Genomic DNA, 23,283 nt, shown 5'->3' on the forward strand with positions numbered 1-23,283 from the left:
GTGCCCACCCTACTGTGCATCCTCGCCGCGCACGGGCCCCGGCGGGCCCGTTCGCGACGGGCCGATCCGGCTCAGACTCCGGTGTCCTCGCGGGGGTCCCGGCCGAGGCGCTCCAGCTCGTCGTCCGAGGTCGCGGCGTCGGCCGAGGCGCCGGTGGCGGCGGCCCGCCGCTGCTCCCGGCGGGCGCGGCGCCGGTCCAGGAGCAGGCACAGCCCGACCGCCACGAAGAACAGGGCCAGCAGGGGCACCGCCAGGTAGAACATGGTCATGGGGTCCGGGCCGGGGGCCGCCATCGCGGAGACCACCATCACGAGCACCACCACGATCCGCCAGCTCTTGAGCACCGTCCGGCCCGGGAGCACCCCGAGCATGTTCAGCCCCACCAGGAACACCGGCAGCACGAACGCGATCCCGAAGGTGAGGATGAGCTGGAGGAAGAACCGCAGGTAGACGTCGGCGGAGATGAAGTTCGTGCCGCCGGCGGGGGTGAACGCGGTCAGCGCGTAGACGGCGGTGGGCAGGGTCAGCACGGCCACGGCGATGCCGCCCAGGAACAGCGGGACCGCCGCGGCCAGGAACCCGATCGCGTAGCGCCGCTCCGTGCGGTGCAGGGCGGGGGTCACGAAGGCCCAGAGCTGGTACAGCCACACGGGGCTGGCCAGCACCAGGCCCAGGACCAGGGAGACCTCCACCATGATGTTGAAGGAGGAGCCCACCGCGGAGTAGTTGATGGACGCCTGGTTGCCCTCGGCCTGGGCCAGCCGCGCCAGGGGCTCGGTGATGTAGCCCATGAAGGGCTGGTAGAGGAAGAAGCCCCCCACCATGCCGAGGACCGTGGCCACGGCGGCCTTGATCAGCCGGTTGCGCAGCTCCCGCAGGTGCTCGGCCAGGGCCATCTGCGCCTGCGGGTTGGCCTTGCGCACGGACCGGCGCTGCTTCGGGCCGCGGGATGACTGCGCGGGCATGGGGGACCTCCGGGACGTCGGGGCCGGGCGGGGGGACCGGGCGAGCGGTCCCCCGCTCCCGCCGCGGGGCGGGGCGGGAGACCGCTCGGGTGCGGGGCGCGGGCCGTCAGGCCGTGGGGCTGCCGGGGCGCTGGTCCGGGCGCGGCGGGGTGTCCGTGCCGGGGGCGCCGGTCGTGCCGGGGCGCGGCTCCGGGGCGGCGTCCCGGATGTTCTGCACGGGCTTGCCGTCGATCACGACGTCCGAGCCGCCCGGCTGGTCGTCCCGCTTCATCTCCTTGACCTCGGACTTGAAGATGCGCAGCGACTGGCCGAGGCTGCGGGCCATGCCCGGGAGCTTGGGCGCGCCGAAGAGCAGCAGGATCACCAGCAGGATGATCAGGATCATGAAGGGGCTGTCGAAGAGCCTACCCATTGAACATTCCTTTCCGTTCAGCCCGGCGGATGTCGCTGATCCGCTGCGGCTGGCCCATGCGGTCCTTGCGCTCCATGCGGCGTCTCAGACGGGCGGTTTCTCGTTGGTCACGGCCGACCCGGTAGTCGGCCACGGCTTGCCCCACCGGGGTGAACAGGGCCGGGTCGGGGGCGACCCGGACGGGACGCTGTACCCCGGCGGCGGCGTCGTCCCAGCGCCGGGCGAACTCCCCGGCCACCGTCTCGGTGTCCCGGAGCAGGGCAAGGAACGTCCTCACCAGCCGCCACAGCATCAGCCCGAGGAACGCGGCGCCGAGCAGGACGAGGACCGTCCACAGCAGGACCCAGGACCACCAGAGCATGTCCTCCAGTATAGGCGCGCCGGTCAGGGCTTCCCCGACGTCCCGTAGGTGCTCAGCGCCGAGTTCACCCAGAGTTCCACCTGCGCCACCACGTCGTCGGGGCCGGCCACGGCCAGCTGCCCGCCGTAGCGGGTGACGAGCGCGCACACCGCCTCGACCGTCTGGAAGCCGATGAGCGCGGCCTCGTGGTCGGCGGCGGGGCCGGTGCGGGGCCCGCCGGGCAGCCGCACCACCGCGGTGCGGGTCGCGTGGTACTGGTCCGCGATCCACCGGCTGCGGCGGTCGGTGACGAGCACGACCTCCACGGTGTCCGGGGTGCCGGGGGCCGGCGGGGAGGCCGCGGCGGCCTCCTGGGCGGCCGGGCGCGGCCCGGCCGGTCCGGCGTCCTCCACGGAGGAGATCCGGTCGAGCCGGAAGTTGCGCATCCCCTCGGAGGTCAGGCACCACGCGCGCACGTACCAGTGCGTGTTGGAGGAGAAGACCTGCACGGGGTCGACCACGCGCTCGGTGAGCTCGTCCCGGGACGGGACCACGTAGCGGATCCGGATCCGGCGCCGCTCCTCCACGGCCCGGCGCACGGTGGCCATGACGTCCGCCAGCGCCGGGGCGGGGGTGTCCGTGATGGGGCGGGCGCCCACCGCGTTGGCGAGGACCCCGGCGTCCCCGGCCGCGCCGGCGACCTTGGCGATCGCCGAGGCCACGGCCTCGGAGTCCCCTCCGGGCACCGTGCGCAGGGTCTGCAGGCCCACCAGCAGCGCGGAGGCCTCCGGCTGGGTGAGCCGCACGGGGTCGGAGAGCTCGTCCGCGTTGGAGAGGTAGACGTGCCCGTCGTCCCAGGACGCGTCGATCAGCTGGTCGGGCATGTGCCCGGGCTTGCCGCACACGAACAGCGTGTTGAGGTCGGCGATCAGCTCCTGGTCGGTGATCCCGAAGCGGCGGGCGGTCTCCTCGAGCTCGGCGCCCTGGTGGGCGTAGACCCACCGGACGATCTCCAGCAGCCGGGAGAGGTGGTCGGCCGTGGAGAGCTTGTTGCGGGTGCCCTTGCGGGACTTCACGGTCCAGTCGACCGGCACGCCGCGGAACGCGGCCACGGCCGCGGCGGCGCTGCCGAGCCGGCGCACCACGGCGGCACGGACCTCGGCCTGCATGGTGGGCGCCGTCCCGTCCCCGCCCTCGGGCACGACGACGCCGGGTCCGGCCGCGGCGATCTCCTCGGCGAGGATCTCGGTCTCCGCGAAGGGGATGTGCAGCCGGTCCCACTCCCCGGCGGCGGCGGCGGGCTGCTGGCGGGAGGCCATCCGGCGCAGCATGAGGGCGTGGCCGGGACGGGCGAGGACCTCCACGGTGCGCGCCGGGGCGTGGGAGACCATGTGGGACAGCGCCTCGTTCATGGAGAAGCCCGCGGGCGGGTCGAACTCCTTGCGGGTCACCGTGACGTCGGACATGATCCGGGAGAGCCGGAACGTGCGGGAGTCCTTGCGGTCCAGGTCCCAGCCGACCACGTACCAGTTGCCGTAGCGGGAGCCGATCCCCCACGGCCGCAGCCGGCGGGTGGTGAGCTGGTCGGTGCTGCGGGCCAGGTAGTCGAAGCGCACCTCGCGGTGGCGCACGACCGCCGAGAGCAGCGGCTCGAAGGACGGCTCGTGGGCGGTGAGGGTGGGCTGGAGCAGCGGCGGGGCGTCGTCGTCGGGCAGTCCCCCGATGGCCGGCTCGAGCTTGCGCAGGGCGCGGCGGGCCAGCTCGCCCAGGGAGGCGTCCGTCCACGCGTTCGCCGCCAGGGCGAGCACCGCCGACTCCTCCGCGGTGAACTGCAGGGGCGGCAGGGTGAAGGACCCGCGCGGGATCCGGTACCGGTGCCCGTGCGTGTCGTCCGGGAACAGGGGGTCCTCGGAGACCTCCTCGATGGGGTAGCCGAGATCCCGCAGCTCCGCCTTGTCGCGCTCGAACATGCGCTCGAAGGCCTCGTCCGAGGCGGACTCCGCGTACGACGGAACGGCCTCCCGCAGCTCGGCGCGGGTGTAGCCGCGCTCGCGGGAGACCAGGGCGATGAGCAGGTTGAGAAGCCGCTCCGTCGATCGGGCTGCCATCCGGTGGGTCCTCAGCGCACGTCCAGGAGGTCCACCACGAAGATGAGGGCCTCGTCGGGGCCGATCACTCCGCCCGCGCCCCGGGAGCCGTAGGCCATGGCGGAGGGGATCTCCAGGCGGCGGCGGCCGCCGACCTTCATGCCCAGCAGGCCCTGGTCCCAGCCCTGGATGACCTGGCCGATGCCCACGGTGAAGTCCAGGGGCTGGCCGCGGTTCCAGGAGGCGTCGAACTCCTCGCCGGCGGAGAACGTCACGCCGACGTAGTGGCAGGAGATCTGCTTGCCGGCGGTGGCCTCGGCGCCGGTGCCCTCGACGAGGTCGGTGACGACGAGCTCGGTCGGGGCCTCCCCCTCCGGGAAGTCGATCTCGGGCTTGGTGCGGTCGAGCCTGCGCTCTCCGAAGGACATGGGTGCTCCTGGTTCGTCGGGTCGTCGGCGGGGGTGCCCGCCGGGGGCGGTGGGGCCGCGGGCCCCGGTGGGGGCCGCGCCCCCACCGGGCCACCATAGCCGACCGGAACTACTCCTCGGTCGCCGAGGGCGACGCGCTGGGCGCCGCGGAGGGCTCCGCCTCGGCCGGGGCCTCGGGGGTGTCGACGGCCGCCAGGATGTCGACGACGAACAGCAGGTCCCCGGCGGGGTACTCGGAGTCCTCGCCCAGGTCCTTCTCCGTGCCGTAGGCCTGGTCGACCGGCACGGACAGGATCACCCGCGAGCCGGCCTTCTTGCCCGCCAGGCCCTCCTGCCAGCCCTCGATGACGTTGTCGAGGGGGAAGGACGCGGGGGCGCCCTTCTCGTAGGAGGAGTCGAAGGTCTCGCCGTCGGACCACTTCACGCCCACGTAGTTCGCGATGACGGTGTCGCCCTCGGCGACCTCCTCGCCGTCGCCCTCGACGAGGTACTCGGAGACGAGCTTCTCCGGGGCCTTGCCCTTCGGCTGGGCCACGGTGGGCACGCCCTCGTCGTTCTCGGTGACCGCGGGCAGCCCCTTCGGGCTGTCCTGCGGCTCGCCCTCGATCTCGGTGGGGATCCTGCGCACGACCTCGTAGACCTCCACGGAGGTCGAGTCGTCGCCGGCGGCGCCGGAGGTCTCCGGGGAGGAGTAGGCGATGATCGCGCCCTCCTTGGCGCCCACCAGGGCGTCGTACATCTCCGGGATGGACTCCTGCAGCCCCTGCTCCAGGGTGAGCACCTGGCCGGCTCCCTGGGAGTAGGTCTCGCCGATCGAGGTGCCGTCCGAGCCCTTGAACAGCGCCGCCTGCAGCAGGACGGTGTCGCCCTCGGCGATCTCCGCGCCCTCGCCCTCGCGCAGCTCCTTCGCACCGGCCTCCTCGGCGTTGAGCGGGGTCTCGAACGTCACCGACGGGGCGGTGCCCGAGGCCGGGTCGTTGCTGAGCTCGACGGAGTCGACGCCGGGCCCCGAGCAGCCCGCCAGGGCGAGCGTCAGGGTCAGGGCGGCAACGGAGGTGGTCAGGGTCTTTCGCACAGGTGTCTTCCTCGGGGGTCGGGCCGGGTGGGGTCGGCGGGGTTCGGGCGGCGGGGCCGGGACCGCCGCCCAGCCTAGTGCAGGGCGCTGGATGTTGACTGGACAGCGCGGCCCGGGGCCGGGCCGGGGCCGCGTCAGACCACGGGGGCGTCCCCGTGGGCGGGCCCGTCCCCGCCGGGGGCCTCCGCCCGCAGACCGGCGACCAGGGCGTCGGCCTCGGGGTGCTCGGTGGCGAAGGGGTCCTTGCAGAGCACGGTGCGCTGGGTGCGGTCGTTGACCTTCAGGTGCACCCAGTCGACCGTGTACTGGTGCCCGGAGGCGACCACCGCGTCGATGAACCGGCCGCGGACGGCGGCCCGGGTGGCGGGCGGGGTGCGCGCCGCCTCCTCGACCCGCGCGTCGGGCACGAAGGTCGCGGCCTGTCCGCGGCGCTGCAGCAGGTTGAACAGCCCGCGCTCCGGGGCGGTGTCGTGGTAGGCGAGGTCCAGCTGGGCCAGGCGCGGGGCGGAGTAGTCGAGGCCGTCCCGGACGGCGTAGCCGTCGAGCAGCTTCTTCTTGATCGCCCAGTCGATCTCGGTGTCGATGGCCGAGGTGTCCTGCCGGGCCACGGCGTCCAGGGTGCGCTCCCACAGCTCCAGCACCCACGGCACCCGGTCGTGGTGGGCGCCTTCCCGGTCGACGAACGCCCGGGCGGCCTCCAGGTGCTCCCGCTGCAGGTCCAGGGCGGAGCGCCGGGCGCCGTCGGCGAGCAGGACCGGGTGGGTGCCGGTGAGGTCGTGGGAGACCTCCCGCAGGGAGCGCACCGGGTCGGCCATGGTCCGGTCCGGCAGGATCTGCCCGGCCTCGATCATCCGCAGCATCAGGTCGGTGGTGCCGGCCCGCAGGGCCGTGGTGGTCTGGGACATGGTGGAGTCCCCCACGATCACGTGCAGCCGGCGGTAGTGCTCGGCGTCGGCGTGCGGCTCGTCCCGGGTGTTGATGAGCGGCCGGGAGCGGGTGGTGGCGGAGGAGGAGCCCTCCCAGATGTGGTCCGCGCGCTGGGAGAAGGAGTAGCTGGGGGTCCCCGGGCCCATCGGCACGGCCCCGAAGTCCTCCGGCCCGGCGGGGTGCACCTTGCCGGCCCCCACGAGCAGCTGGCGGGTGACCAGGAACGGGATGAGGATCTGCACGAGGCGGGCGAACTCGGTGCGCCGGGCGATGAGGTAGTTCTCGTGGGAGCCGAAGGAGTTGCCGCGGGAGTCGACGTTGTTCTTGAACAGGTAGATCCGCCCGGGCACCCCCTCCGCCGCCAGGGCGTCTTGGGCCTGGCGGCGGAGGTCGTCGACGAGCAGCTCGCCGGCCTTGTCCTGGGCCACGAGGTCCTCGAGGCTCGCGCACTCGGCGCTCGCGTACTCGGGGTGCGAGCCGACGTCCAGGTAGAGCCGGCCCCCGTTGGGCAGGAACACGTTCGAGGACCGGCCCCAGGCCACCACGGGCCGGAAGAGCGTGCGGGCGGCCTCCTCGGGGCTGAGCCGGCGCGCCCCGGGGGCGCTGTGGGTGATGCCGAACTCGGTCTCGATGCCGTAGATCCTGCGGTCCATGGGGGCTACTGGCCGCCCTTCTGCACGAAGCCCTTCACGAACTCCTCGGCGTTGGACTCGAGCACGCCGTCGATCTCGGCCAGCAGGTCGTCGGTGCTGCCGGTCTGCGCCTGGGCCTGGCCGGCGGGCGGGGTGGGGGCGGGGACGCCGGGCTCGGGGAGCTCGGTCTCCTCGCGGCGCTGGGCGCCGGTGCCGAAGATGCGTTCCTGGGCCATGCGGGATCCTCCTGTGGTGGTGGGGTGTGCTCAGCCGAGGGAGCCGGTGTGCACGAGGGCGGGGCGGGCGCCGGCGAGGGCGCGCACGAGGTGTTCGGCGTCGGGGGCGGTCCCGACGAGGGGGCCGACGTCGTCGCGGGTGAGCTCCAGCGGCTCGGGCATCGTGATCCTAGCGCCGCGGCGGAGCCCCGGCAGCGTGAGGGAGACCGAGTCCCAGTTGGCGGTGAGCACGTCGTCGGGGAACCGGGAGACCAGCTGGCCCCGGAACCAGGCGCGGGTGTCGGCGGGCGGCGCGCCGGCCGCCCGCTCGATCTCCTCGGCGTCGAAGAGCGTGCGCATCCGCCCGCCCGCGACCAGCCGGTGGTAGAGCCCCTTCTCGGGGCGCACATCGGCGTACTGCAGGTCGACGAGCGTCAGGCGGGGGTCGTCCCAGGCGAGTCCGTCGCGCTCGCGGTAGCCCCGCAGCAGCGCGTACTTGGCGACCCAGTCCAGCCGGTCGGCCAGGGACAGCGGGTCGCTCTCGAGGGCGTCGAGGACCTCCTCCCACAGCTCGAGGACCTCTCGGGTCTGCGGGTCGGGGCCGCCGCCGGCGGCCTCGTGGGCGCGGGCGGCCTCGAGGTAGAGCCGCTGCAGCTGCACCCCGGTGAGCTCCCGGCCGTCCCGGAGCGGGACGGTGGCGCGCAGCGACGGGTCGTGGCTGATCGTCTGCAGGGCGGCCACGGGGTCGGCGAGGCCGAGGTCCGGGGCGGCGCCGGCCTCGACCAGGCCCAGGACCAGGGAGGTGGTGCCGAACTTGAGCAGCCCGGCGGTGTGGGAGAGGTTGGCGTCGCCGATGATCACGTGCAGGCGGCGGTGCCGGCCGCGTTCGGCGTGGGGCTCGTCCCGGGTGTTGACGACGGGGCGGTGGACGGTGGTCTCCAGGCCGACCTCGCGCTCGAAGAAGTCGGCGCGCTGGCTGAGCTGGAAGCCCGGGCGCCGGCCGCGCGGGCCCAGGCCCACGCGGCCGGCGCCGCACATCACCTGGCGGGAGGCGAAGAAGGGCAGCAGGGCCGCGGCGAGCCGGTCGAAGGGCACGGCGCGGGGCACCAGGTAGTTCTCGTGGGCGCCGTAGGAGACGGACTTGTTGTCCGTGTTGTTCTTGTAGAGGTTCACGACGTCGAGGCCGGTGCTCGCGGCGCCGGCGGCCACGGCCCGGACGGCGTCGAGGGCCACGCGGTCCCCGGCCGCGTCCCAGAGCACGGCGTCCCGGGGCGTGGTGACCTCCGGGGAGGAGTACTCGGGGTGGGAGTGGTCCACGTAGAGGCGGGCGCCGTTGGGCAGGACGGTGTTCATCACGACCTGGGCCCGGTCCACGGACTCCGCCCAGGGCCCGGACTCGCGCAGCGCCTCGGCGGCGATCTCCTCCGCGGTGAGCACGGGGGCGACGTCGGTGAGCTGGGAGGGGTCGGCCTGCTCGCGCGGGACGGTGAAGCCGCGGGCGTCCGCCAGGGGCGTCTCGCCGTGGTAGTCCCAGTCGGCGGTGGTGCGGGACGCGCCCAGGCGGCGGCGCACCAGGGCGGCGTAGGCGGTGACCACCCGGGTGGAGAGCACGGTGGCGTTGGCGTGCGGGCTGCCCGGGGCCAGCACCCCGTACTCGGTCTCGGCCCCCATGACGCGGCGGACGGTCATGCGCGGGCCTCCCCCGGTGCTTCTCTCGGTCCCTCCCCCGGTGCCGCGGGCGGCCCGGCGGGGTGGGGGTCGCGGTGCAGGACCACGCGCAGGTCGGTGATGGTGTCCCCGCGGCGCCCGGAGATCCGCGCCCAGTCCTCCGGGTTGGAGGTGTTGGGCAGGTCCTGCTGCTCGTGGAACTCCTCGTCCACGGCGCGGACCAGGTGGGCGCGGCCCAGGCCCCGCACCCCGGTGGTGAGCAGGTCCTTGATGGCCTGCTTCTTGGCCCGGTCCACCACGTTGCGGATCACGGCCCCGGAGGTGAAGTCGCTGAAGTAGAGGGTCTCCTCCGTGCCGTCGCGGTAGCTCAGGTGCAGGAACCGCGTGCCGGGGCTCCTCTCGTACATCCGGGCCACCGCGGCGTCCACGAGGGCGTCGACCGCGCCCGCGCGGGAGCCGGCGGCGTCGACCTCGGCCTGGCGCAGGGGCAGGTCCTCGGTGACGTAGAGGCGCAGGATCTCGGCGGCGCCCCGGGCGTCCGGGCGGTCGATGCGGATCTTGACGTCGAGCCGGCCCGGGCGCAGCACGGCGGGGTCGATCATGTCCTCGCGGTTGGTGGCGCCGATGACGATGACGTTGTCGAGCCGCTCCACGCCGTCGATCTCGGTCAGCAGCTGCGGGACGATGGTGGTCTCCACGTCCGAGGACAGCCCGGAGCCGCGGGTGCGGAACAGGGAGTCCATCTCGTCGAAGAACACGACCACGGGCACGCCCCGGGCGGCCTGCTCCCGGGCGCGCAGGAAGATGGAGCGGATCTGGCGCTCCGTCTCCCCCACGTACTTGTCCAGCAGCTCCGGGCCCTTGATGTTCAGGAAGTAGCCCAGGGCCTTCCCCCGGCCGGCGCGGTCGGCGGCGCGCTCGGCGAGGGAGCGGGCGACGGCCTTGGCGATGAGGGTCTTGCCGTTGCCGGGGGGCCCGTAGAGCAGGATGCCCTTGGGCGGGGTGAGGCCGTGCTCGCGGTAGAGCTCGGGGTGGACGAAGGGCAGCTCCACGGCGTCGCGGATCTGCTCGATCTGGGGGCCGAGGCCGCCGATGTCGCCGTAGGAGACGGCGGGGACCTCCTCGAGGACGAGCTGCTCCACGTCGGTGCGCTCGATGGGCTCGAGGGCGAAGCCGGTCCGGTGGTCGATGGACACGGCGTCGCCGATCTCCGGGCGCCGGCGGCGCAGCAGCCCGGAGAGCAGCAGCACCCGCTCCTCGTCGGAGCGGCCCACGGTGAGCACGCGGTCGTGGTCGACGATCTCCTTGACGGTGGCGACCTCCCCGGTCTGCTCGTAGTCCAGGACGGCGCCGACGGTGTAGTTCTGGTCGAGCAGCACCTGGCGTCCGGGCTCGCACGCGCTGAAGCTCACCAGGGGGCTCAGCGCCACCCGCATCCGCCGACCGGCGACCAGGACGTCCAGGGTGCGGTCGGTGACGGCCGGCCCGCTGCCGGCCTGCTCGCCCACGGGGGCGTGCCCCGGGTTGACCTGCACCACGGTCCCCTGGCTCAGGGGCGGCACGAGGTCGTTCTCCAGGGCGCGCTTGAGCTGGGTGATCTCGGTGCGGGTGGCGTCGAGCAGGCGCACCAGCTTCTGGTTCTGCGTCCCGGCGGCGGCGAGCTGCCGGTCCAGGGCGCGCTTCTGGTCCCGGAGGATGTTGACCTGCCGCTGGGCGTTGGTCAGGGCCCGGCGGGCCTGCTCCGGGTCGGCCGGGGCGGCCTGCTGCTGAGGGGGCTCGTTCACGGGCGCTCCTCCTGCTCCTCCCCGGCCGCCGCCGTGCCGTCGGGCGCGGGGCTCTCGGGCGCGGGGCTCTCGGGCGCCGTGGCGCGGGCGGCGCGCTCGGCCAGGCCGAGGGCCTCGCGGCCGGCCCGGCGCAGCTTCTTGTCGGTCACGTCGCGCTCGCCGAGGGCCACGGGGGTCCAGGCGTCGAGGTCCTCCTGGCTGTACTCGGACTTCGAGGCCCGGCGCTTGGGCGCCAGCCGCTCGGAGCCGTCCGCCAGGCGGCGGGCGGAGAGCAGGAACCCGGTGTGCGCGACCATCCGGTGGTCCGGGCGCACGGCCAGGCCCTCGACGTGCCAGCCGCGCACCATGGTCTCGGAGGCGTCCGGCTCGGTGAAGCGCCCGTCCGCGCGCATCGCCTCGGCCGTCCGGGAGAGCTGGGTGACGGTCGCGACGTAGCACATGACCACGCCGCCGGGGGCCAGGGCCGTGGCCACGGCGTCGAGGCACTCCCAGGGGGCGAGCATGTCCAGGACCACGCGGTCCACGGACCCGGGCTGCTCGTGCTGTCCGAGCTCCTGGGCCAGGTCGCCGATGGTGATCTGCCAGGCCGGGTGGGGCCCGCCGAACATGGTCTCGACGTTGCCGCGGGCGATGTCGGCGAACTCCGCGCGCCGCTCGAAGGAGTGCAGGTGCCCCTGGTCGCCCACCGCGCGCAGCAGCGAGATGGACAGCGCGCCGGAGCCCACGCCGGCCTCGACCACGCGGGCCCCGGGGAAGATGTCGGCCATGGTGACGATCTGCCCGGCGTCCTTGGGATAGACCACTGCCGCGCCGCGGGGCATGGACAGCACGAAGTCCTTCAGCAGCGGGCGCAGGGCCTGGTAGCGGAACCCGGCGGAGTTCTCCACCACGGTGCCCTCCGGCCGGCCGATGAGCTCGCCGTGGCCGAGCACGCCGCGGTGGGAGTGGAACTCGCCGTCGGCCGCGAGGGTGACCGTGTTCATCCGCCCGCGCTCGTCGGTGAGCTGCACGCGCTCCCCGGCCCGGAAGGGGCCGCGCCGGTTGAGGGCGCCCCGCGGGGTGGCGGGCGTGGGGTCGGCGGTCTGGTCAGCGGTTCCGGTCATCGGCTCACTTTCACGGGATGGCGTTGCGGTGCAGGGTCTCGCGGCGGACCCGGCAGGAGCGTGGGTCCTCCCCCATTGTGTCACCGCGCCGTGCCCCCGTGGCGCGGGGGTGCCGCCGCGGCCGCCGGGGGCTCAGCCGGCCAGCAGGCGTTCCAGGGCCGCGCTGCGCAGCACCCCGGCGGGTGCTCCGCCGGGACCGGTGACCACGTAGCGGGGGTGGTCGGTGCGGGCGAGCGTGCGCAGCAGCGCCTCCCCCTGCAGCTCCCCCGGGAGCACGGCGCCCTCGGGCAGCCGCTCCAGCACCGCCGCCAGGGGCGTGCCGGCGCGCCGGTCGTCGGGCACGGCGTCGGCGGCGGCGGGCACGAGCAGGCCCACGGGCCGCCCGGACCCGTCCACGGCCACCACGTGCGGCACGGCGCCGCCCGCGCCGGGGCCGCGGGCGGCGAGATGGGCGAGGACCAGCTGGTCGGCGCGGGCCAGGGACACGTCGTCGGACACCGTCAGGGCGGGTTCGGCGAGGGCCGTGGCGCTGACCCCGTGCAGGCGGGAGAGGACCCGCGCGGAGCGCAGCGAGGCGCCGGCGCCCTGCCACATGAACGCGGCGATCAGCACCACGAGCACGAGCGCGGGGGTCTGCCGCCACAGGCCCGTGACCGCGGTGCCGGCCAGCAGGGAGACCGACAGGGCGCGGCCGGCCCAGGCGGCCACCACGGTGCCGCGGTGCTCCCGGCCGGTGAGCGCCCAGACCACGGACTCGACCACGCGGCCGCCGTCCAGCGGCAGCCCGGGCAGCACGTTGAACAGGCCCACGATGAGGTTGGCCCAGGTGGTGAGGTCCAGCAGCACCCAGCCGAGGGACGGGGCGGGGTCCGCCGTGCGCAGCAGCGCCCAGCCGGCCAGGCCGAGGACCAGGTTGACGGCGGGGCCGGCCAGGGAGACGACCGCGGAGGCCAGCGGGGTGGTGCGCACGTCGCCGAAGTGCGTGTGCCCGCCGAGGAGGCTGAGCACGATTCGCCCGGTGGGCCAGCCGAAGGCCCGGCCGGTCCAGGCGTGTGCCAGTTCGTGCAGCAGCACGGACAGGGCGAGGGTGAGGGCGAAGCCGAGGGAGGCGGCGTAGGTGAGCGCGCCCAGCTCGGGGTAGGCCCGCAGCAGCACGGGGGTGTAGAGGAGCACGGTGACGGCGGCGATCACGAACCAGGACCAGGACAGGGTGACGGGCACGCCGCCGATCCGGCCCAGCGGCACCCCCGCGGCGCGCTCGCCGCTCACGCGCGGACCCCGGCCACGAGCCGCCCGAGGTCTTCGGGCGTCAGGCCGGCGAGGGTGGGCAGCACCGTGTCCGCCCCGGAGTCGTCGAGGGGGACGAGGTTGGGCACGCCCAGGGTGTGGATGCCCGCGGCGACCGCGGAGCGCACGCCCGTGCGGGAGTCCTCGACGGCGACCATCCCCCGCAGGTCCAGGGGGCGCCCGAGGCGCTCGGACAGGCGGGCCGCGCCGAGCAGGTAGGGGTCGGGGGCGGGCTTGGCGGGGTGGCCCTGGTCGCCGGTGACGACGACGTCGAAGGTCCCGGGGCCGCCGTAGGCCTCGACGACGACCTCGGCGAGGGGCGCCTCGCTGCTGGTGACCAGGGCCAGGGGCACGCCGCGCTCGCGCAGGGCGGCGACGAGCTCGGGCGCCCCGGCCCGGTGGACGGTCCGCTGCCGGGTGCGGGCCACGACCTGCCCCAGCAGGTGCTCGACGATCTCCCGCACCGTGAGGGCCACCCCGGCGCGCTGGAAGACCGCCGCGGCGTCCTCCAGGCCGGTGCCGACCATGGCCAGGGAGTCCGCCTCGGTCCAGGTCCCGCCGTGGGAGCGCACCAGCGCGACCTCGGCCTCGATCCAGTAGGGCTCGGTGTCCACCAGGGTGCCGTCCATGTCGAAGAGCACCGCGGTGGGCAGGGGGGCGTGGGGGCGCTGGGCGGGCGGGGTCGGCATGGCCTCCATCGTAGTTCCCGCAACACGGGCCCCGTGCCCGGCGGTCCTCTTGCCGTGGATGCGCCTGCGCGTAGGGTGGGGACGTGAGCAACTTCGACGAGACGTTCCCCCGACCGCAGGCCGGACCGTTCGGCGTGGTCCGGGAGAGCGGCGACCAGGAGCGGGTGACCGTGCTGGTGGCCGCGTTCGAGGGGTGGAACGACGCCGGGGACGCGGCCACGGACGCCGTGCAGTTCCTGGCCGAGCACTACGGGGCGAAGGACGTCTTCGAGGTCACCTCGGACGACTTCTACGACTACCAGTTCTCCCGGCCGATCGTGCGCCGCGCGGCGACCGGCGAGGTGAAGATCGTGTGGCCGACGACCAAGCTGGCCACGGCCACGGTGCCGGGCACGAACCTGGACCTCGTCCTGCTCCACGGGTGGGAGCCGTCCTACCGGTGGCGCTCGTTCACCGCGGAGCTGCTGGAGCAGGCGACGCTGCTCGACGTCGACTTCGTGGTGATGGTCGGGGCGCTGCTGGCGGACGTGCCGCACACCCGCCCGATCCCGGTGACCAAGACCTCGGACACCGCGGAGCTGCAGGAGGAGCTGGGCGTGGACCCCTCCCAGTACGAGGGCCCCACCGGGATCGTGGGGGTCCTGTCCCACATGGCCTCCCTCGGCGGGTTCCCCACGGTGAGCCTGTGGGCGGCCGTCCCGCACTACGTGGCGCAGTCCCCGTCCCCGAAGGCGGAGCTGGCGCTGCTGCGGGAGATCGAGGAGCTGCTCAACATCACGCTGCCGCTGGACGTCATCGCCGAGGACGCCGAGGCGTGGGAGCGCGGCGTGAACGAGCTGGCCTCGGACGACCCGGAGATCGCCGCCTACGTCCAGCAGCTGGAGGAGGCGAAGGACACCACGGACCTGCCCGAGGCCACCGGGGACGCGATCGCCAAGGAGTTCGAGCGCTACCTGCGCCGGCGCCGCGACGACAAGTGAACCCGGCCTGAGTCCGGAGCGGGCACGGCCTGGCCCGGCGAGGCGACCCCGCCGCCCGGGTGCCGGTCACCCGCCCCCGGCGCCGAGCTCCCCGGGCCGCGGTCCCGGCCGCGCCGGCCGGTGACCGGGGCCGTGGGGGACGTCAGAGCACCACGCCCAGGCGGGCCTCCACGAGGTCCCGGACCAGGTCCGCGTCGGCGGTGCAGGCCCGTGCGGTGCCGGTGAGGGCGCGGGCGGCCCAGTCGTCCAGGGCGGCCAGGGCCGCGGGGGTGTCCAGGTCGTCGGCCAGGGCGGTGCGCACGGCCTCCAGCAGCGGGCCGGCGCTGCCCTCGGGGGCCGCGGCCAGGGCCCGGCGCCAGGTGTCCACCCGGGCCAGCGCGCCGGCGAGCACCAGGTCGGTCCAGAACCAGTCCTCGGAGTAGCGGTGGGCGAGGATCGCGGTGCGGATCACCGCCGGGTCCACGCCCCGGCCCCGCAGCCGGGAGACGAGCACCAGGTTGCCGCGGGACTTCGACATCTTCTCCCCGTCCAGGCCGACCATGCCGGTGTGCAGGAAGTGCTCGGCCATCGGCCGGCCGGTCAGGGCCCAGCTGTGCCCGGCGCCCATCTCGTGGTGCGGGAAGACGAGGTCCGAGCCGCCGCCCTGGACGGTGAACGGAGCGGGCAGGTGCTGGAGGGCGATCAGGGAGCACTCGATGTGCCAGCCCGGCCGGCCCGCCCCCAGGGACGCCCCGTCCCAGGCGGGCTCGCCCGGGCGGTGCACGCGCCACAGCATGGGATCCAGCCGGTGGCGCTTGCCCGGGCGGTCGGGGTCGCCGCCGCGCTCACCGAACAGCGCCAGCATCGGCTCCGGGTCCAGGTGGGAGACGTCGCCCAGGGCCCACCCGTCCTCGGCCTCCGGCGCGCCGGCCGCCTCCACGTCGAAGTAGACGTCGCCGTCGGGCTCACCGGCGTCGCCGGGCACCCGGTAGGCCAGCCCGCGCGCGAGCAGGTCCTCGACGGCGGGCACGATCCGGTCCACGACCTCCGTGGCGCCCACGTAGTGCTGGGGCGGGAGGACGTTCAGGGCGCTCATGTCGGTGCGGAACAGCTCGGTCTGCTCCGCGGCCAGCTCCCGCCAGTCCACGCCCGTGGCCTCGGCCCGCTCGAGCAGGGGGTCGTCCACGTCGGTGACGTTCTGGACGTAGTCCACCGGCGTGCCCGCGTCCAGCCACGCCCGGTGCAGCACGTCGAAGGCCACGTAGGTGGCGGCGTGGCCCATGTGCGTGGCGTCGTAGGGGGTGATCCCGCAGACGTAGAGGCTCGCCCGCTCCTGCCGGGGTCGCAGCTCCGTCCGCCGCCGCAGCCGGGTGTCCTGCACCACCGGCAGGGGGGCCTCGCCGGGCAGGTCGGGGACGGGTCGGGCGGACCAGGCTTTCATGCTCACCTCGGAAGGGTTCGGGAACGGGGTGGGGGCGGTCGCCGCGGCGCGGGACCCCTCCCAACCTACCGGACCCGCAGGGGCCCTCCCGCCCGCGCTCAGGCGCTGAGCACGCCCAGGCCCAGCAGCACGAAGATCGTCAGGCCCAGCGCGATCCGGTACCACACGAAGACGGTGTAGCTGCGGTTGGAGATGTAGTGCATGAACCACCCGATGATCACGTAGGCGACGGCGAACGCGATGCCCGTGGCCAGCAGGATCTCGGCCATGCCGTAGGGCCCGGACTGGGGCTCCCCCAGCGTCTGCGCCAGCTTGTACAGCCCCGAGGCGAAGACCGCCGGGATGGCCAGCAGGAAGGCGTAGCGGGCGGCGGCCTCGCGGGTGTAGCCCATCAGCAGCCCGGCGGTGATCGTGCCGCCGGAGCGGGAGACGCCGGGGATCAGGGCGAGGGCCTGGGCCAGCCCGAAGAGCACGCCGTGCTTGACCGTGAGGTCGTCGAGGTGCCGGGCCTGGCGGCCCACCCGGTCCGCCACGGCGAGGATCACGCCGAAGACCACCAGCATCGTGGCGGTGATCCACAGCGAGCGGAACTCCGTGTCGATGTAGTCCTCCAGCAGCAGCCCGAGCACGCCGATCGGCAGGGAGCCCAGGATGATCAGCCAGCCCATCCGGGCGTCCGGGTCGGAGCGCTCCACCCGCCCGGTCAGGGACAGGGCCCACTGCTTGAGGATCCGGGCGATGTCGCGCCAGAAGTAGATGATCACGGCGGTCTCGGTGCCCAGCTGCGTGATCGCCGTGAACGCCGCTCCCGGGTCCGCGCTGTTGGGCAGGAACTCCCCCACGATCCGCAGGTGCGCCGAGGACGAGACCGGCAGGAACTCCGTCAGGCCCTGCACCAGGCCCAGAATGATGCTTTCGATCCAATTCACCCGGCCACCCTACGGCACCGGCGCCGCAGGAGGCGGCGGGACAGGCCCGGACGCACACAGGCACGGCCCCTCGGGCGGGGCCGTGCCTGCGTGCGGCGTGCGAGGTCCGGTGTCAGCGGGTGGAGCGCGCCCCGTCCGCGTCGTCGAGGTCCTCGTAGTCCTCCTCGTCGACGAGGTCCTCGTCGAGCATCTCGTTGTCCTCGAGCAGCTCCTCGTCCTCGTCGGAGTCGTCCTCGTCGTCGTCCTCGTCGGAGTCGTCCTCCTCCTCCTCGGCGAAGACGGTCAGCGGGGTGACCTCGTCGTAGGCGTCGTAGAGCGCCTCCTCGTAGGCGTCGAAGGCGTCGGCGATCGCGATGTAGGCCCCGTCGACCGCGGGGTCGTCGTCGCCGCGGCGGTTGGAGGCGGCGGCGAGGTGTTCTTCGAAGGCACTCACGAGGGCCTGCAGCGCGGCACGAGGATCATGACTCATGAAGTAGACGTTAGCGCTTATCCGTGCAGAATGGGGACCGATGAGAGAACAAGTCCGCACCAGCTCGGCGACCCTGCTGCACGACGCCGACCAGCGCTACGAGTACCTCCTGCTCACCGTCGCCCCGCACGAGCGGGTCAGCGAGGCGCGCGCCCGGCTGCGCGAGCACGCCGAGTACGGCAAGTGGGAGCTGACCCGCTCCGTGCTCCTCTACGGCGGCACCCGCAAGTACTGGCTGCGCCGCCGCGTGATGCGCGTCGAAGCCACCATCTGAGCCCCGTCCGGCGCCGGCGGGCGCGGCTCAGGCCTCCAGCGGGCCCAGCAGCGCCTTGGCCACGGCCGCGTGCACCGACTCGCTGTCCGAGGGGTGGTAGATCCCGGCGAGGACGTCGCGGTAGAGCCGCTCCAGCTCCCCGCCCCGGGAGTAGTGGGCCCCGCCGGAGGTGCGCATCGCGAGGTCGACCACCTGCCGGGCCGTCTCCGTGGCCCGGTGCTTGACCCCGGAGAACAGCAGGAACCAGCGGGCCCCGTGGTCCGGGGCGCCGGGCGTGCCCAGGGCGTCGACGTCGGCGGTGAGCCGGTCCAGCTGCAGCTCCACCCCGTCGCGCAGCAGCGCGGCCTCGGCGATCTGCCACCGGATGTCCGGGTCCTGCGCGTAGGACGTCCCCCGGGCCCGCGAGCGGCGCGCCACGGCGAGCTCCGCGGCCAGCTGCACCGCCCGGTCGGCCACCCCGGTGTAGACCGCCGCCAGGAGCAGCTCGAAGCAGCCGAAGATGCCCCACACCACGGGGTCCGGGTTGGGGCCGGCTGGGGTGCGGGTCAGCACCCGGTCGGCCGGCAGCCGCACCGAGCGCAGGACCGTGCTGCGCGACTGCGAGGCGCGCATCCCCAGGGTGTCCCAGTCGTCGAGGATCTCGATGCCCTCCTCGTCGCGGGAGACGAGGCCGAAGACGAGCGGGGACCGCGGGTCGGCGTCGTCCCGGGCGTGGACCATCAGGCGGGTCCAGACCGGGGAGAGCGAGGTGAAGATCTTGGTGCCGGTGACCCGGTACCCGTCCGCGGTGGCCTCCGCGGTGGTCGCCGCGTCGAAGAGCACGGCGTCGTTGCCCGCCTCGGAGATGCCGAAGGCGAAGATCTCCCCGGCCGCGGCCTGCTCGAAGATGCCCCGGGAGCGCTCGTCGCCGCGCAGCCGCAGCGTGTGCCCCACGCCCACGAGCACGTGGTGCATGTTGATGCCCAGCGCCGTGGCCGGTGCCGCCGCCGCCAGCCGGCGCTGCGCCGCGGCGGCCTGGCGCAGCGTGAAGCCCAGGCCCCCGTGCTCGCGCGGGACGAGCATGAGCGGATAGCCGATGCGCACCAGGTCGGCGAAGTCCTCGTCGAAGAACCGGTTCTCCCGGTCGTAGCCGCCCGCGCGCGCCCGGAAGGTCTCCAGCAGCTCGTCCGGCAGCAGGGTCTCCGGTGTCAGGGTCTCCGGCACGGGGTGCCCGGGCCCCCGGGCCCCGGCCGGTGCGGCGTCCGCGCGGTCCATCTCGCTCCTTCGTCGGCCGGGACCCGGCGCGGTGCCGGGCCGGTCGGTGGTGGTCGTTCGGTGGTCAGTAGCTGCTGAGCAGCCGGTGCAGGACGCGGGAGCCGAACTCCAGGGAGTCCACCGGCACGCGCTCGTCCACGCCGTGGAACATGGCGGGGAAGTCCAGCTCGTCCGGCAGCCGCAGCGGCACGAACCCGTAGCCGGTGATCCCCAGCGGGTCCAGCGACTTGTTGTCCGTTCCGCCGGAGAGCATGTAGGGCAGCACCACCGCCTCCGGGTCCTCGACGTGCAGCGCCGAGACCATGGCGTCGACCACGTTGCCGGAGAAGGGCACCTCCAGGGCGATGTCGTCGGACTCGAACTCGAAGCCCACGCCGTCCCCGGCCAGCTCCGCGAGCTTCTCCAGCACCACCTCGCGCTGGCCCGGCAGGTAGCGCACGTCCAGCCCGGCCTGCGCCGAGCCCGGGACGACGTTGACCTTGTACCCGGCCTCCAGCATGGTCGGATTGGCCGTGGTCTGCAGGGTCGCCCCGACGAACCGGGCCACGGAGCCCAGCTCGGCGAGCAGCCGCTGCGGGTTCTGCGGGTCGAACTCCACCCCCGTCAGCTCCGTGACGGAGTCCAGGAACGCGCGGGTGGTCTTGGTCAGCTCCACCGGCCACCTGTACTGCCCGATGTTGGCCAGGGCGCCGGAAAGGCGGGTGACCGGGTTGTCGTCGTTGATCTGGGAGCCGTGCCCGGCGGTGCCCTGGGCGTTGAGCCGCAGCCACATCAGGCCCTTCTCGGCCGTCTGCAGCAGGTAGGCGCGCCGGCCGCCGATGGTGGCCGAGTAGCCGCCGACCTCGCTGATCGCGTCCGTGACCCCGTCGAAGAGCCCGCGGTGGTGCTCGGCGATCCAGTGCGAGCCGTAGACCATGCCCGCCTCCTCGTCGGCGAAGAACCCGAACACGATGTCACGCCGCGGCCGGGCCCCCGTGCGCACCATGTGGCGCAGCACCGAGATCATCATGGCGTCCATGTCCTTCATGTCCACCGCCCCGCGGCCCCAGATCATCCCGTCCCGGACCTCGCCCGCGAACGGGTCCACGGACCAGTCGGCCGCGATCGCCGGGACCACGTCCAGGTGCCCGTGCACCAGCAGGGCGTCGGCGGACGGGTCGGTGCCCTCCAGCCGGGCGAAGACGTTGGCGCGCCCGGGGGCGGACTCCAGCAGCGTCGTGGTCAGGCCCACCTCCTCGATCAGGCCCGCGACGTACTCGGCGGCCCGCCGCTCGCCCTTGGCGTCCCCGCTGCCGTAGTTGGAGGTGTCGATCCGGATGAGGTTGCGGCAGATCTCGACGGTCTCCCCCTCCGGCGACGACGCCGCCGGGGCGGCGGGAACGGTCTGCGGATCGGTCATGGCGGTCCTTCCTGTGGGCGCGTGGGCGCGGGTGCGGTCAGCGGATCGCGGTCGGCGGGCGTCGGTCGGCGGGCGTCGGTCAGCGTGCGGCCGTGCCGCGGCCGGGGTGGCGCAGCAGCACGGGACGCCCCGGCTCCTCGACCACGACGACCTCCTCGGTCCGCTCGGCCACGGTCCCCGGGAAGGTCCGGGTGGTGCCCTCGGGCGCGTCGGGGTCGGGGCCGCACCCGGTCGGGGCCGGCCGGAGCGCGCTCCGAAGGCCGGCGGGACGAGTGGCGTGGTCGGTCATCGAGCTCCTTCCCGGATGTGCCCTGCCAGCCTATCGTTCCGCGGCCTGCGGGCGGCCGCACGGAGCGCGCCGGGTGCGCCGGGGTGAAATCGGGCACTATAGCCACGGCGGGCCGGGGCCCGCGGCACATCCGGCGTCGTGCGCGCGTGTCCGGGATTCCTAAAGCAACAATTTTGCATCTTTTCCATTTTTCATGGGTATTCCCTAGCATTTTCCCGGGCGCCTTCCCCAGCCCAATCTGTCTCGCGGTCCGGCCGGACCGCGATAGCCCCCCGCCGTGCGGAACCCCCACTTCTTCCGCGCGTGCAGACAGACCAGGAAGCAGAAGCACCCATGGCGAAACACCGCTGCGCCCCCGCGCGCCGTCACGGCCGGATGGCCGCCCTGGCCCTCTCCGCCGGGATCGGCGTCACCACCCTCGCCGGCACCTCGCTCCTCGCCGCTCCGGCGGCGCAGGCGGCCGAACAGGACCTCGTCCAGGTCGACCCGCTCACGCGCCAGAACGACGCGCAGATCATCCTCGACGAGATCAACCGGTACCGGGCATCCCTCGGGCTGAGGCCGCTGAAGTACTCGGCCACCCTCTCCCAGGTGGTGCAGAAGGAGTCCGACCGGCAGGTGGTGGAGGAGAGGTTCTCCCACAGCACCAGCTTCCTCACCGATCCCCGGGTCGGGCCGTACACGAGCGCCAACGAGGTGATCGCCCTCGAGTACCACCGTGACGTGCGCGCGCTGGTGGCGTGGTGGAAGTCCTCGGCGGCCCACGACAAGGCGCTCAAGGACCCCCGCCACGAGGTGATCGGCATCGGCCTCAGCTACGCGGACGGCCGGCTGGAGAACACCGGACAGCCCTGGCAGGTGCTGTCCACGGTCAACCTGTACGGCTACGCCAACGGGGGTGCTCCCGCGGACGCCTCCGCCCGCGTGGGCGGCACCCCCGCCTACAGCAACGAGACCTCCCAGCCGGCCGTGCCCGTCCCGGGGACTCCTGGCTACGGCGTGGCCGGGGCCATCGGCGCGAAGTACCACGCCCTGGGCGGGGCCTCCGTGCTGGGTGCGCCCGTCACCCCCGAGATCGGCGGGCTGCGCGCCGGCGGCGTCTACCAGGAGTTCTCCCTCAACGGGCGCAAGAGCACGCTCTACTGGAGCCCGGCCACCGGGGCCCACCGGGTCGAGAACGCCACGACCATCGGCCAGCGGTTCGTGGCCGCCGGACGGGAGAACGGCTACGGCTACCCCACCACGGAGGAGCGCCGGCTGCCCGACGGCTCCGCCTACCAGTCGTACTCCCGGGACGGTGCGGTGACCAAGGTGATGTGGACCCGCGCCTACGGGGCCCGGGCGGTCAAGGAGACGGGCGCGATCGGCCGGGCCTGGAAGGCCGCGGGCTTCGAGCGCGGCTACGGCTACCCCGTCACCGACGAGATCACCTCCGGCACCACCGTCTACCAGCGCTTCTCCAACGGGTACAAGGTCATCTGGTCCTCGACGACCGGGCAGGTCACCGTCACCGGCTGGTGAGCCCCGTGCCCGGGGGCCCGGCACCGTCACCGGCCCGGGTCCCCGGCACGGACTCAGTGCTCGAGCACGATCTTGCCGAAGTGGCCGGCCGCCTCCATCTCCCGGAAGGCCTCCGCCGCCTCGGCCAGCCCGTGCCTGCTGTCGATCACCGGACGGATCCCGGTGGCCTCCAGTGCGCGCACGAAATCGGCCTGGTCGCGGCGGCTGCCGACGATCAGGCCCTGCAGGCGGGCCTGCTTGGCCATCAGCAGCGCGGTGGGCACCTCGCCGCCGGGGCCGGTGAGCACGCCGATCAGGGAGATGTGCCCGCCGATGCGCACGGCCCGCAGGGACTGCGGCAGGGTGCCGGGGCCGCCGACCTCCACGACGTGGTCGGCGCCTCGCCCGCCGGTGAGCTCCAGGACGGTGCGGCCCCACCGGGGGTCCTCCCGGTAGTTCAGGACGTGGTCCGCGCCGAGCGCGCGGACGCGCTCCATCTTCGCTGCGGAGGACGAGGTCGCCACCACGGTGGCGCCCATGGCCTTGGCCAGCTGCACCGCGTAGACGGAGACCCCGCCGGTGCCCAGGGTCAGCACGACGTCGCCGGCGCGCAGCCCGCCGTCCACCACGAGGGCCCGCCACGCGGTCACCCCGGCCGTGGTGATGGTCGCCGCCTCCGCCGCCGACCAGCCGGCCGGGGCGCGCGTGAACCACGTCGCCGGGCGCACCACGACCTCCCGGCCGTAGCCGTCGAGCCCGTCCCCGGGCACCCGGGAGAAGTCCGCGTCCACCGGCGGGCCGTCCTGCCACAGCGGGAAGAAGCAGGAGACCACGGTGTCCCCCACCGCGAACTCCTCGACCCCCTCCCCCACGGACTCCACGACGCCGGCCCCGTCGGCCATGGGGATCCGGCCGTCCGCCGTGCTGGTGCCGCCCGAGACGACGAGGAGGTCGTGGTAGTTCAGGGAGCTGGCCTGCACCCGCACGCGGATCTCGCCCGGGCCGGGGGCACCGGGATCCGCGCCGTCCACGAGGCGGAGCCGGTCGAGGCCTCCGGGTGCGTCGATGCTGAGCTGCTTCACGGGCGGTCCTCCAGGTGGTCGGGAGCGGGGGTCGAAAGCGGTGGCCGGAACGGGCGGTCCCGGCGGACGCGCCCA

General features: G+C 74.2%; 23 protein-coding genes. 3 read left to right on the forward strand and 20 right to left on the reverse strand.

Going from position 1 to position 23,283, the window contains the following annotated elements:
• Positions 1-71: 71 nt before the first annotated feature.
• From tatC to ACWCOM_RS13860, 13 genes are all read right to left on the reverse strand, one after another.
• Positions 72-965: a twin-arginine translocase subunit TatC gene (gene tatC, locus ACWCOM_RS13800; protein WP_454549317.1), complete on the reverse strand. Its 894-nt coding sequence runs from the start codon at positions 963-965 to the stop codon at positions 72-74.
• A 106-nt stretch (positions 966-1,071) separates the two neighbouring features.
• Positions 1,072-1,377 (reverse strand): Sec-independent protein translocase subunit TatA, encoded by a 306-nt coding sequence (tatA, locus tag ACWCOM_RS13805; protein WP_454549318.1) that lies wholly within the window; start codon positions 1,375-1,377, stop codon positions 1,072-1,074.
• Positions 1,370-1,738, reverse strand: coding sequence for a hypothetical protein (locus ACWCOM_RS13810; protein ID WP_454549319.1), 369 nt, complete (start codon positions 1,736-1,738; stop codon positions 1,370-1,372). The genes tatA and ACWCOM_RS13810 overlap by 8 nt, the downstream gene beginning before the upstream one ends.
• A gap of 23 nt (positions 1,739-1,761) precedes the next feature.
• On the reverse strand, positions 1,762-3,825 hold the full coding sequence (locus tag ACWCOM_RS13815) for a WYL domain-containing protein (RefSeq protein WP_454549320.1): 2,064 nt from the start codon (positions 3,823-3,825) through the stop codon (positions 1,762-1,764).
• 11 nt (positions 3,826-3,836) lie between these two features.
• Entirely contained in the window at positions 3,837-4,232 is a 396-nt protein-coding gene (locus ACWCOM_RS13820) for an FKBP-type peptidyl-prolyl cis-trans isomerase (protein WP_156268155.1), read from the reverse strand.
• A 109-nt stretch (positions 4,233-4,341) separates the two neighbouring features.
• The gene (locus ACWCOM_RS13825; RefSeq protein WP_454549321.1) at positions 4,342-5,307 is read right to left on the reverse strand and encodes an FKBP-type peptidyl-prolyl cis-trans isomerase; all 966 of its coding nucleotides are present in this window, start codon (positions 5,305-5,307) and stop codon (positions 4,342-4,344) included.
• A gap of 134 nt (positions 5,308-5,441) precedes the next feature.
• Positions 5,442-6,887, reverse strand: a complete 1,446-nt coding sequence (pafA, locus tag ACWCOM_RS13830) for a Pup--protein ligase (protein WP_454549322.1) — start codon at positions 6,885-6,887, stop codon at positions 5,442-5,444.
• Between the two features lie 5 nt (positions 6,888-6,892).
• Positions 6,893-7,102, reverse strand: coding sequence for a ubiquitin-like protein Pup (locus ACWCOM_RS13835; protein WP_454549323.1), 210 nt, complete (start codon positions 7,100-7,102; stop codon positions 6,893-6,895).
• A 30-nt stretch (positions 7,103-7,132) separates the two neighbouring features.
• Entirely contained in the window at positions 7,133-8,770 is a 1,638-nt protein-coding gene (gene dop, locus ACWCOM_RS13840; RefSeq protein WP_454549324.1) for a depupylase/deamidase Dop, read from the reverse strand.
• On the reverse strand, positions 8,767-10,533 hold the full coding sequence (gene arc / locus ACWCOM_RS13845) for a proteasome ATPase (RefSeq protein WP_454549325.1): 1,767 nt from the start codon (positions 10,531-10,533) through the stop codon (positions 8,767-8,769). Before arc ends, dop begins: the two co-directional genes overlap by 4 nt.
• The gene (locus tag ACWCOM_RS13850; protein WP_454549326.1) at positions 10,530-11,636 is read right to left on the reverse strand and encodes a tRNA (adenine-N1)-methyltransferase; all 1,107 of its coding nucleotides are present in this window, start codon (positions 11,634-11,636) and stop codon (positions 10,530-10,532) included. Before ACWCOM_RS13850 ends, arc begins: the two co-directional genes overlap by 4 nt.
• Before the next feature lie 132 nt (positions 11,637-11,768).
• Positions 11,769-12,905: a site-2 protease family protein gene (locus ACWCOM_RS13855; protein ID WP_454549327.1), complete on the reverse strand. Its 1,137-nt coding sequence runs from the start codon at positions 12,903-12,905 to the stop codon at positions 11,769-11,771.
• Complete coding sequence (locus tag ACWCOM_RS13860; RefSeq protein WP_454549328.1) at positions 12,902-13,612, reverse strand: HAD family hydrolase; 711 nt, start codon at positions 13,610-13,612, stop codon at positions 12,902-12,904. The genes ACWCOM_RS13855 and ACWCOM_RS13860 overlap by 4 nt, the downstream gene beginning before the upstream one ends.
• 83 nt (positions 13,613-13,695) lie before the next feature.
• On the opposite strand from ACWCOM_RS13860, the gene ACWCOM_RS13865 reads away from it, so the two are divergent.
• A complete protein-coding gene (locus ACWCOM_RS13865; RefSeq protein WP_454549329.1) occupies positions 13,696-14,592 on the forward strand; it encodes a PAC2 family protein in 897 nt (298 codons plus the stop codon).
• A 142-nt stretch (positions 14,593-14,734) separates the two neighbouring features.
• On the opposite strand, the gene mshC is transcribed toward ACWCOM_RS13865, so the two are convergent.
• The 3 genes from mshC to ACWCOM_RS13880 form a co-directional block, all read right to left on the reverse strand.
• On the reverse strand, positions 14,735-16,012 hold the full coding sequence (gene mshC, locus ACWCOM_RS13870; protein WP_454549373.1) for a cysteine--1-D-myo-inosityl 2-amino-2-deoxy-alpha-D-glucopyranoside ligase: 1,278 nt from the start codon (positions 16,010-16,012) through the stop codon (positions 14,735-14,737).
• A gap of 98 nt (positions 16,013-16,110) precedes the next feature.
• Complete coding sequence (locus ACWCOM_RS13875; RefSeq protein ID WP_454549330.1) at positions 16,111-16,941, reverse strand: undecaprenyl-diphosphate phosphatase; 831 nt, start codon at positions 16,939-16,941, stop codon at positions 16,111-16,113.
• Positions 16,942-17,053: 112 nt separating this feature from the next.
• Positions 17,054-17,410 carry a primosomal protein gene (locus tag ACWCOM_RS13880; RefSeq protein ID WP_454549331.1) on the reverse strand — a complete coding sequence of 119 codons (357 nt, stop codon included), beginning with the start codon at positions 17,408-17,410 and terminating at the stop codon, positions 17,054-17,056.
• Between the two features lie 40 nt (positions 17,411-17,450).
• On the opposite strand from ACWCOM_RS13880, the gene ACWCOM_RS13885 reads away from it, so the two are divergent.
• Entirely contained in the window at positions 17,451-17,684 is a 234-nt protein-coding gene (locus ACWCOM_RS13885) for a DUF5703 family protein (protein WP_454549332.1), read from the forward strand.
• Positions 17,685-17,711: 27 nt separating this feature from the next.
• Here ACWCOM_RS13885 and ACWCOM_RS13890 read toward each other — a convergent pair whose 3' ends face one another.
• The 3 genes from ACWCOM_RS13890 to ACWCOM_RS13900 all read right to left on the reverse strand — a co-directional run bounded on the left by ACWCOM_RS13890 (position 17,712) and on the right by ACWCOM_RS13900 (position 20,626).
• Positions 17,712-18,938: an acyl-CoA dehydrogenase family protein gene (locus ACWCOM_RS13890; RefSeq protein WP_454549333.1), complete on the reverse strand. Its 1,227-nt coding sequence runs from the start codon at positions 18,936-18,938 to the stop codon at positions 17,712-17,714.
• Between the two features lie 64 nt (positions 18,939-19,002).
• Positions 19,003-20,337 carry a M20/M25/M40 family metallo-hydrolase gene (locus ACWCOM_RS13895; RefSeq protein ID WP_454549334.1) on the reverse strand — a complete coding sequence of 445 codons (1,335 nt, stop codon included), beginning with the start codon at positions 20,335-20,337 and terminating at the stop codon, positions 19,003-19,005.
• 79 nt (positions 20,338-20,416) lie between these two features.
• Entirely contained in the window at positions 20,417-20,626 is a 210-nt protein-coding gene (locus ACWCOM_RS13900; RefSeq protein ID WP_454549335.1) for a hypothetical protein, read from the reverse strand.
• A gap of 333 nt (positions 20,627-20,959) precedes the next feature.
• Between ACWCOM_RS13900 and ACWCOM_RS13905 the strand changes: the two genes are divergently transcribed.
• The gene (locus ACWCOM_RS13905; RefSeq protein ID WP_454549336.1) at positions 20,960-22,147 is read left to right on the forward strand and encodes a CAP domain-containing protein; all 1,188 of its coding nucleotides are present in this window, start codon (positions 20,960-20,962) and stop codon (positions 22,145-22,147) included.
• 53 nt (positions 22,148-22,200) lie between these two features.
• On the opposite strand, the gene ACWCOM_RS13910 is transcribed toward ACWCOM_RS13905, so the two are convergent.
• Positions 22,201-23,208, reverse strand: a complete 1,008-nt coding sequence (locus ACWCOM_RS13910; RefSeq protein WP_454549337.1) for a zinc-dependent alcohol dehydrogenase family protein — start codon at positions 23,206-23,208, stop codon at positions 22,201-22,203.
• Positions 23,209-23,283: the final 75 nt, after the last annotated feature.

The organism is Kocuria sp. KH4 (assembly GCF_053711175.1).

Coding starts and splice junctions, on each gene's coding strand:
- tatC (WP_454549317.1), bottom strand. CDS start 965: ATGCCCGCGCAGTCATCCCGCGGCCCGAAGCAGCGCCGGTCCGTGCGC.
- tatA (WP_454549318.1), bottom strand. CDS start 1,377: ATGGGTAGGCTCTTCGACAGCCCCTTCATGATCCTGATCATCCTGCTG.
- ACWCOM_RS13810 (WP_454549319.1), bottom strand. CDS start 1,738: ATGCTCTGGTGGTCCTGGGTCCTGCTGTGGACGGTCCTCGTCCTGCTC.
- ACWCOM_RS13815 (WP_454549320.1), bottom strand. CDS start 3,825: ATGGCAGCCCGATCGACGGAGCGGCTTCTCAACCTGCTCATCGCCCTG.
- ACWCOM_RS13820 (WP_156268155.1), bottom strand. CDS start 4,232: ATGTCCTTCGGAGAGCGCAGGCTCGACCGCACCAAGCCCGAGATCGAC.
- pafA (WP_454549322.1), bottom strand. CDS start 6,887: ATGGACCGCAGGATCTACGGCATCGAGACCGAGTTCGGCATCACCCAC.
- ACWCOM_RS13835 (WP_454549323.1), bottom strand. CDS start 7,102: ATGGCCCAGGAACGCATCTTCGGCACCGGCGCCCAGCGCCGCGAGGAG.
- dop (WP_454549324.1), bottom strand. CDS start 8,770: ATGACCGTCCGCCGCGTCATGGGGGCCGAGACCGAGTACGGGGTGCTG.
- ACWCOM_RS13850 (WP_454549326.1), bottom strand. CDS start 11,636: ATGACCGGAACCGCTGACCAGACCGCCGACCCCACGCCCGCCACCCCG.
- ACWCOM_RS13860 (WP_454549328.1), bottom strand. CDS start 13,612: ATGCCGACCCCGCCCGCCCAGCGCCCCCACGCCCCCCTGCCCACCGCG.
- mshC (WP_454549373.1), bottom strand. CDS start 16,012: ATGAAAGCCTGGTCCGCCCGACCCGTCCCCGACCTGCCCGGCGAGGCC.
- ACWCOM_RS13880 (WP_454549331.1), bottom strand. CDS start 17,410: ATGAGTCATGATCCTCGTGCCGCGCTGCAGGCCCTCGTGAGTGCCTTC.
- ACWCOM_RS13885 (WP_454549332.1), top strand. CDS start 17,451: ATGAGAGAACAAGTCCGCACCAGCTCGGCGACCCTGCTGCACGACGCC.
- ACWCOM_RS13890 (WP_454549333.1), bottom strand. CDS start 18,938: ATGGACCGCGCGGACGCCGCACCGGCCGGGGCCCGGGGGCCCGGGCAC.
- ACWCOM_RS13895 (WP_454549334.1), bottom strand. CDS start 20,337: ATGACCGATCCGCAGACCGTTCCCGCCGCCCCGGCGGCGTCGTCGCCG.
- ACWCOM_RS13900 (WP_454549335.1), bottom strand. CDS start 20,626: ATGACCGACCACGCCACTCGTCCCGCCGGCCTTCGGAGCGCGCTCCGG.
- ACWCOM_RS13905 (WP_454549336.1), top strand. CDS start 20,960: ATGGCGAAACACCGCTGCGCCCCCGCGCGCCGTCACGGCCGGATGGCC.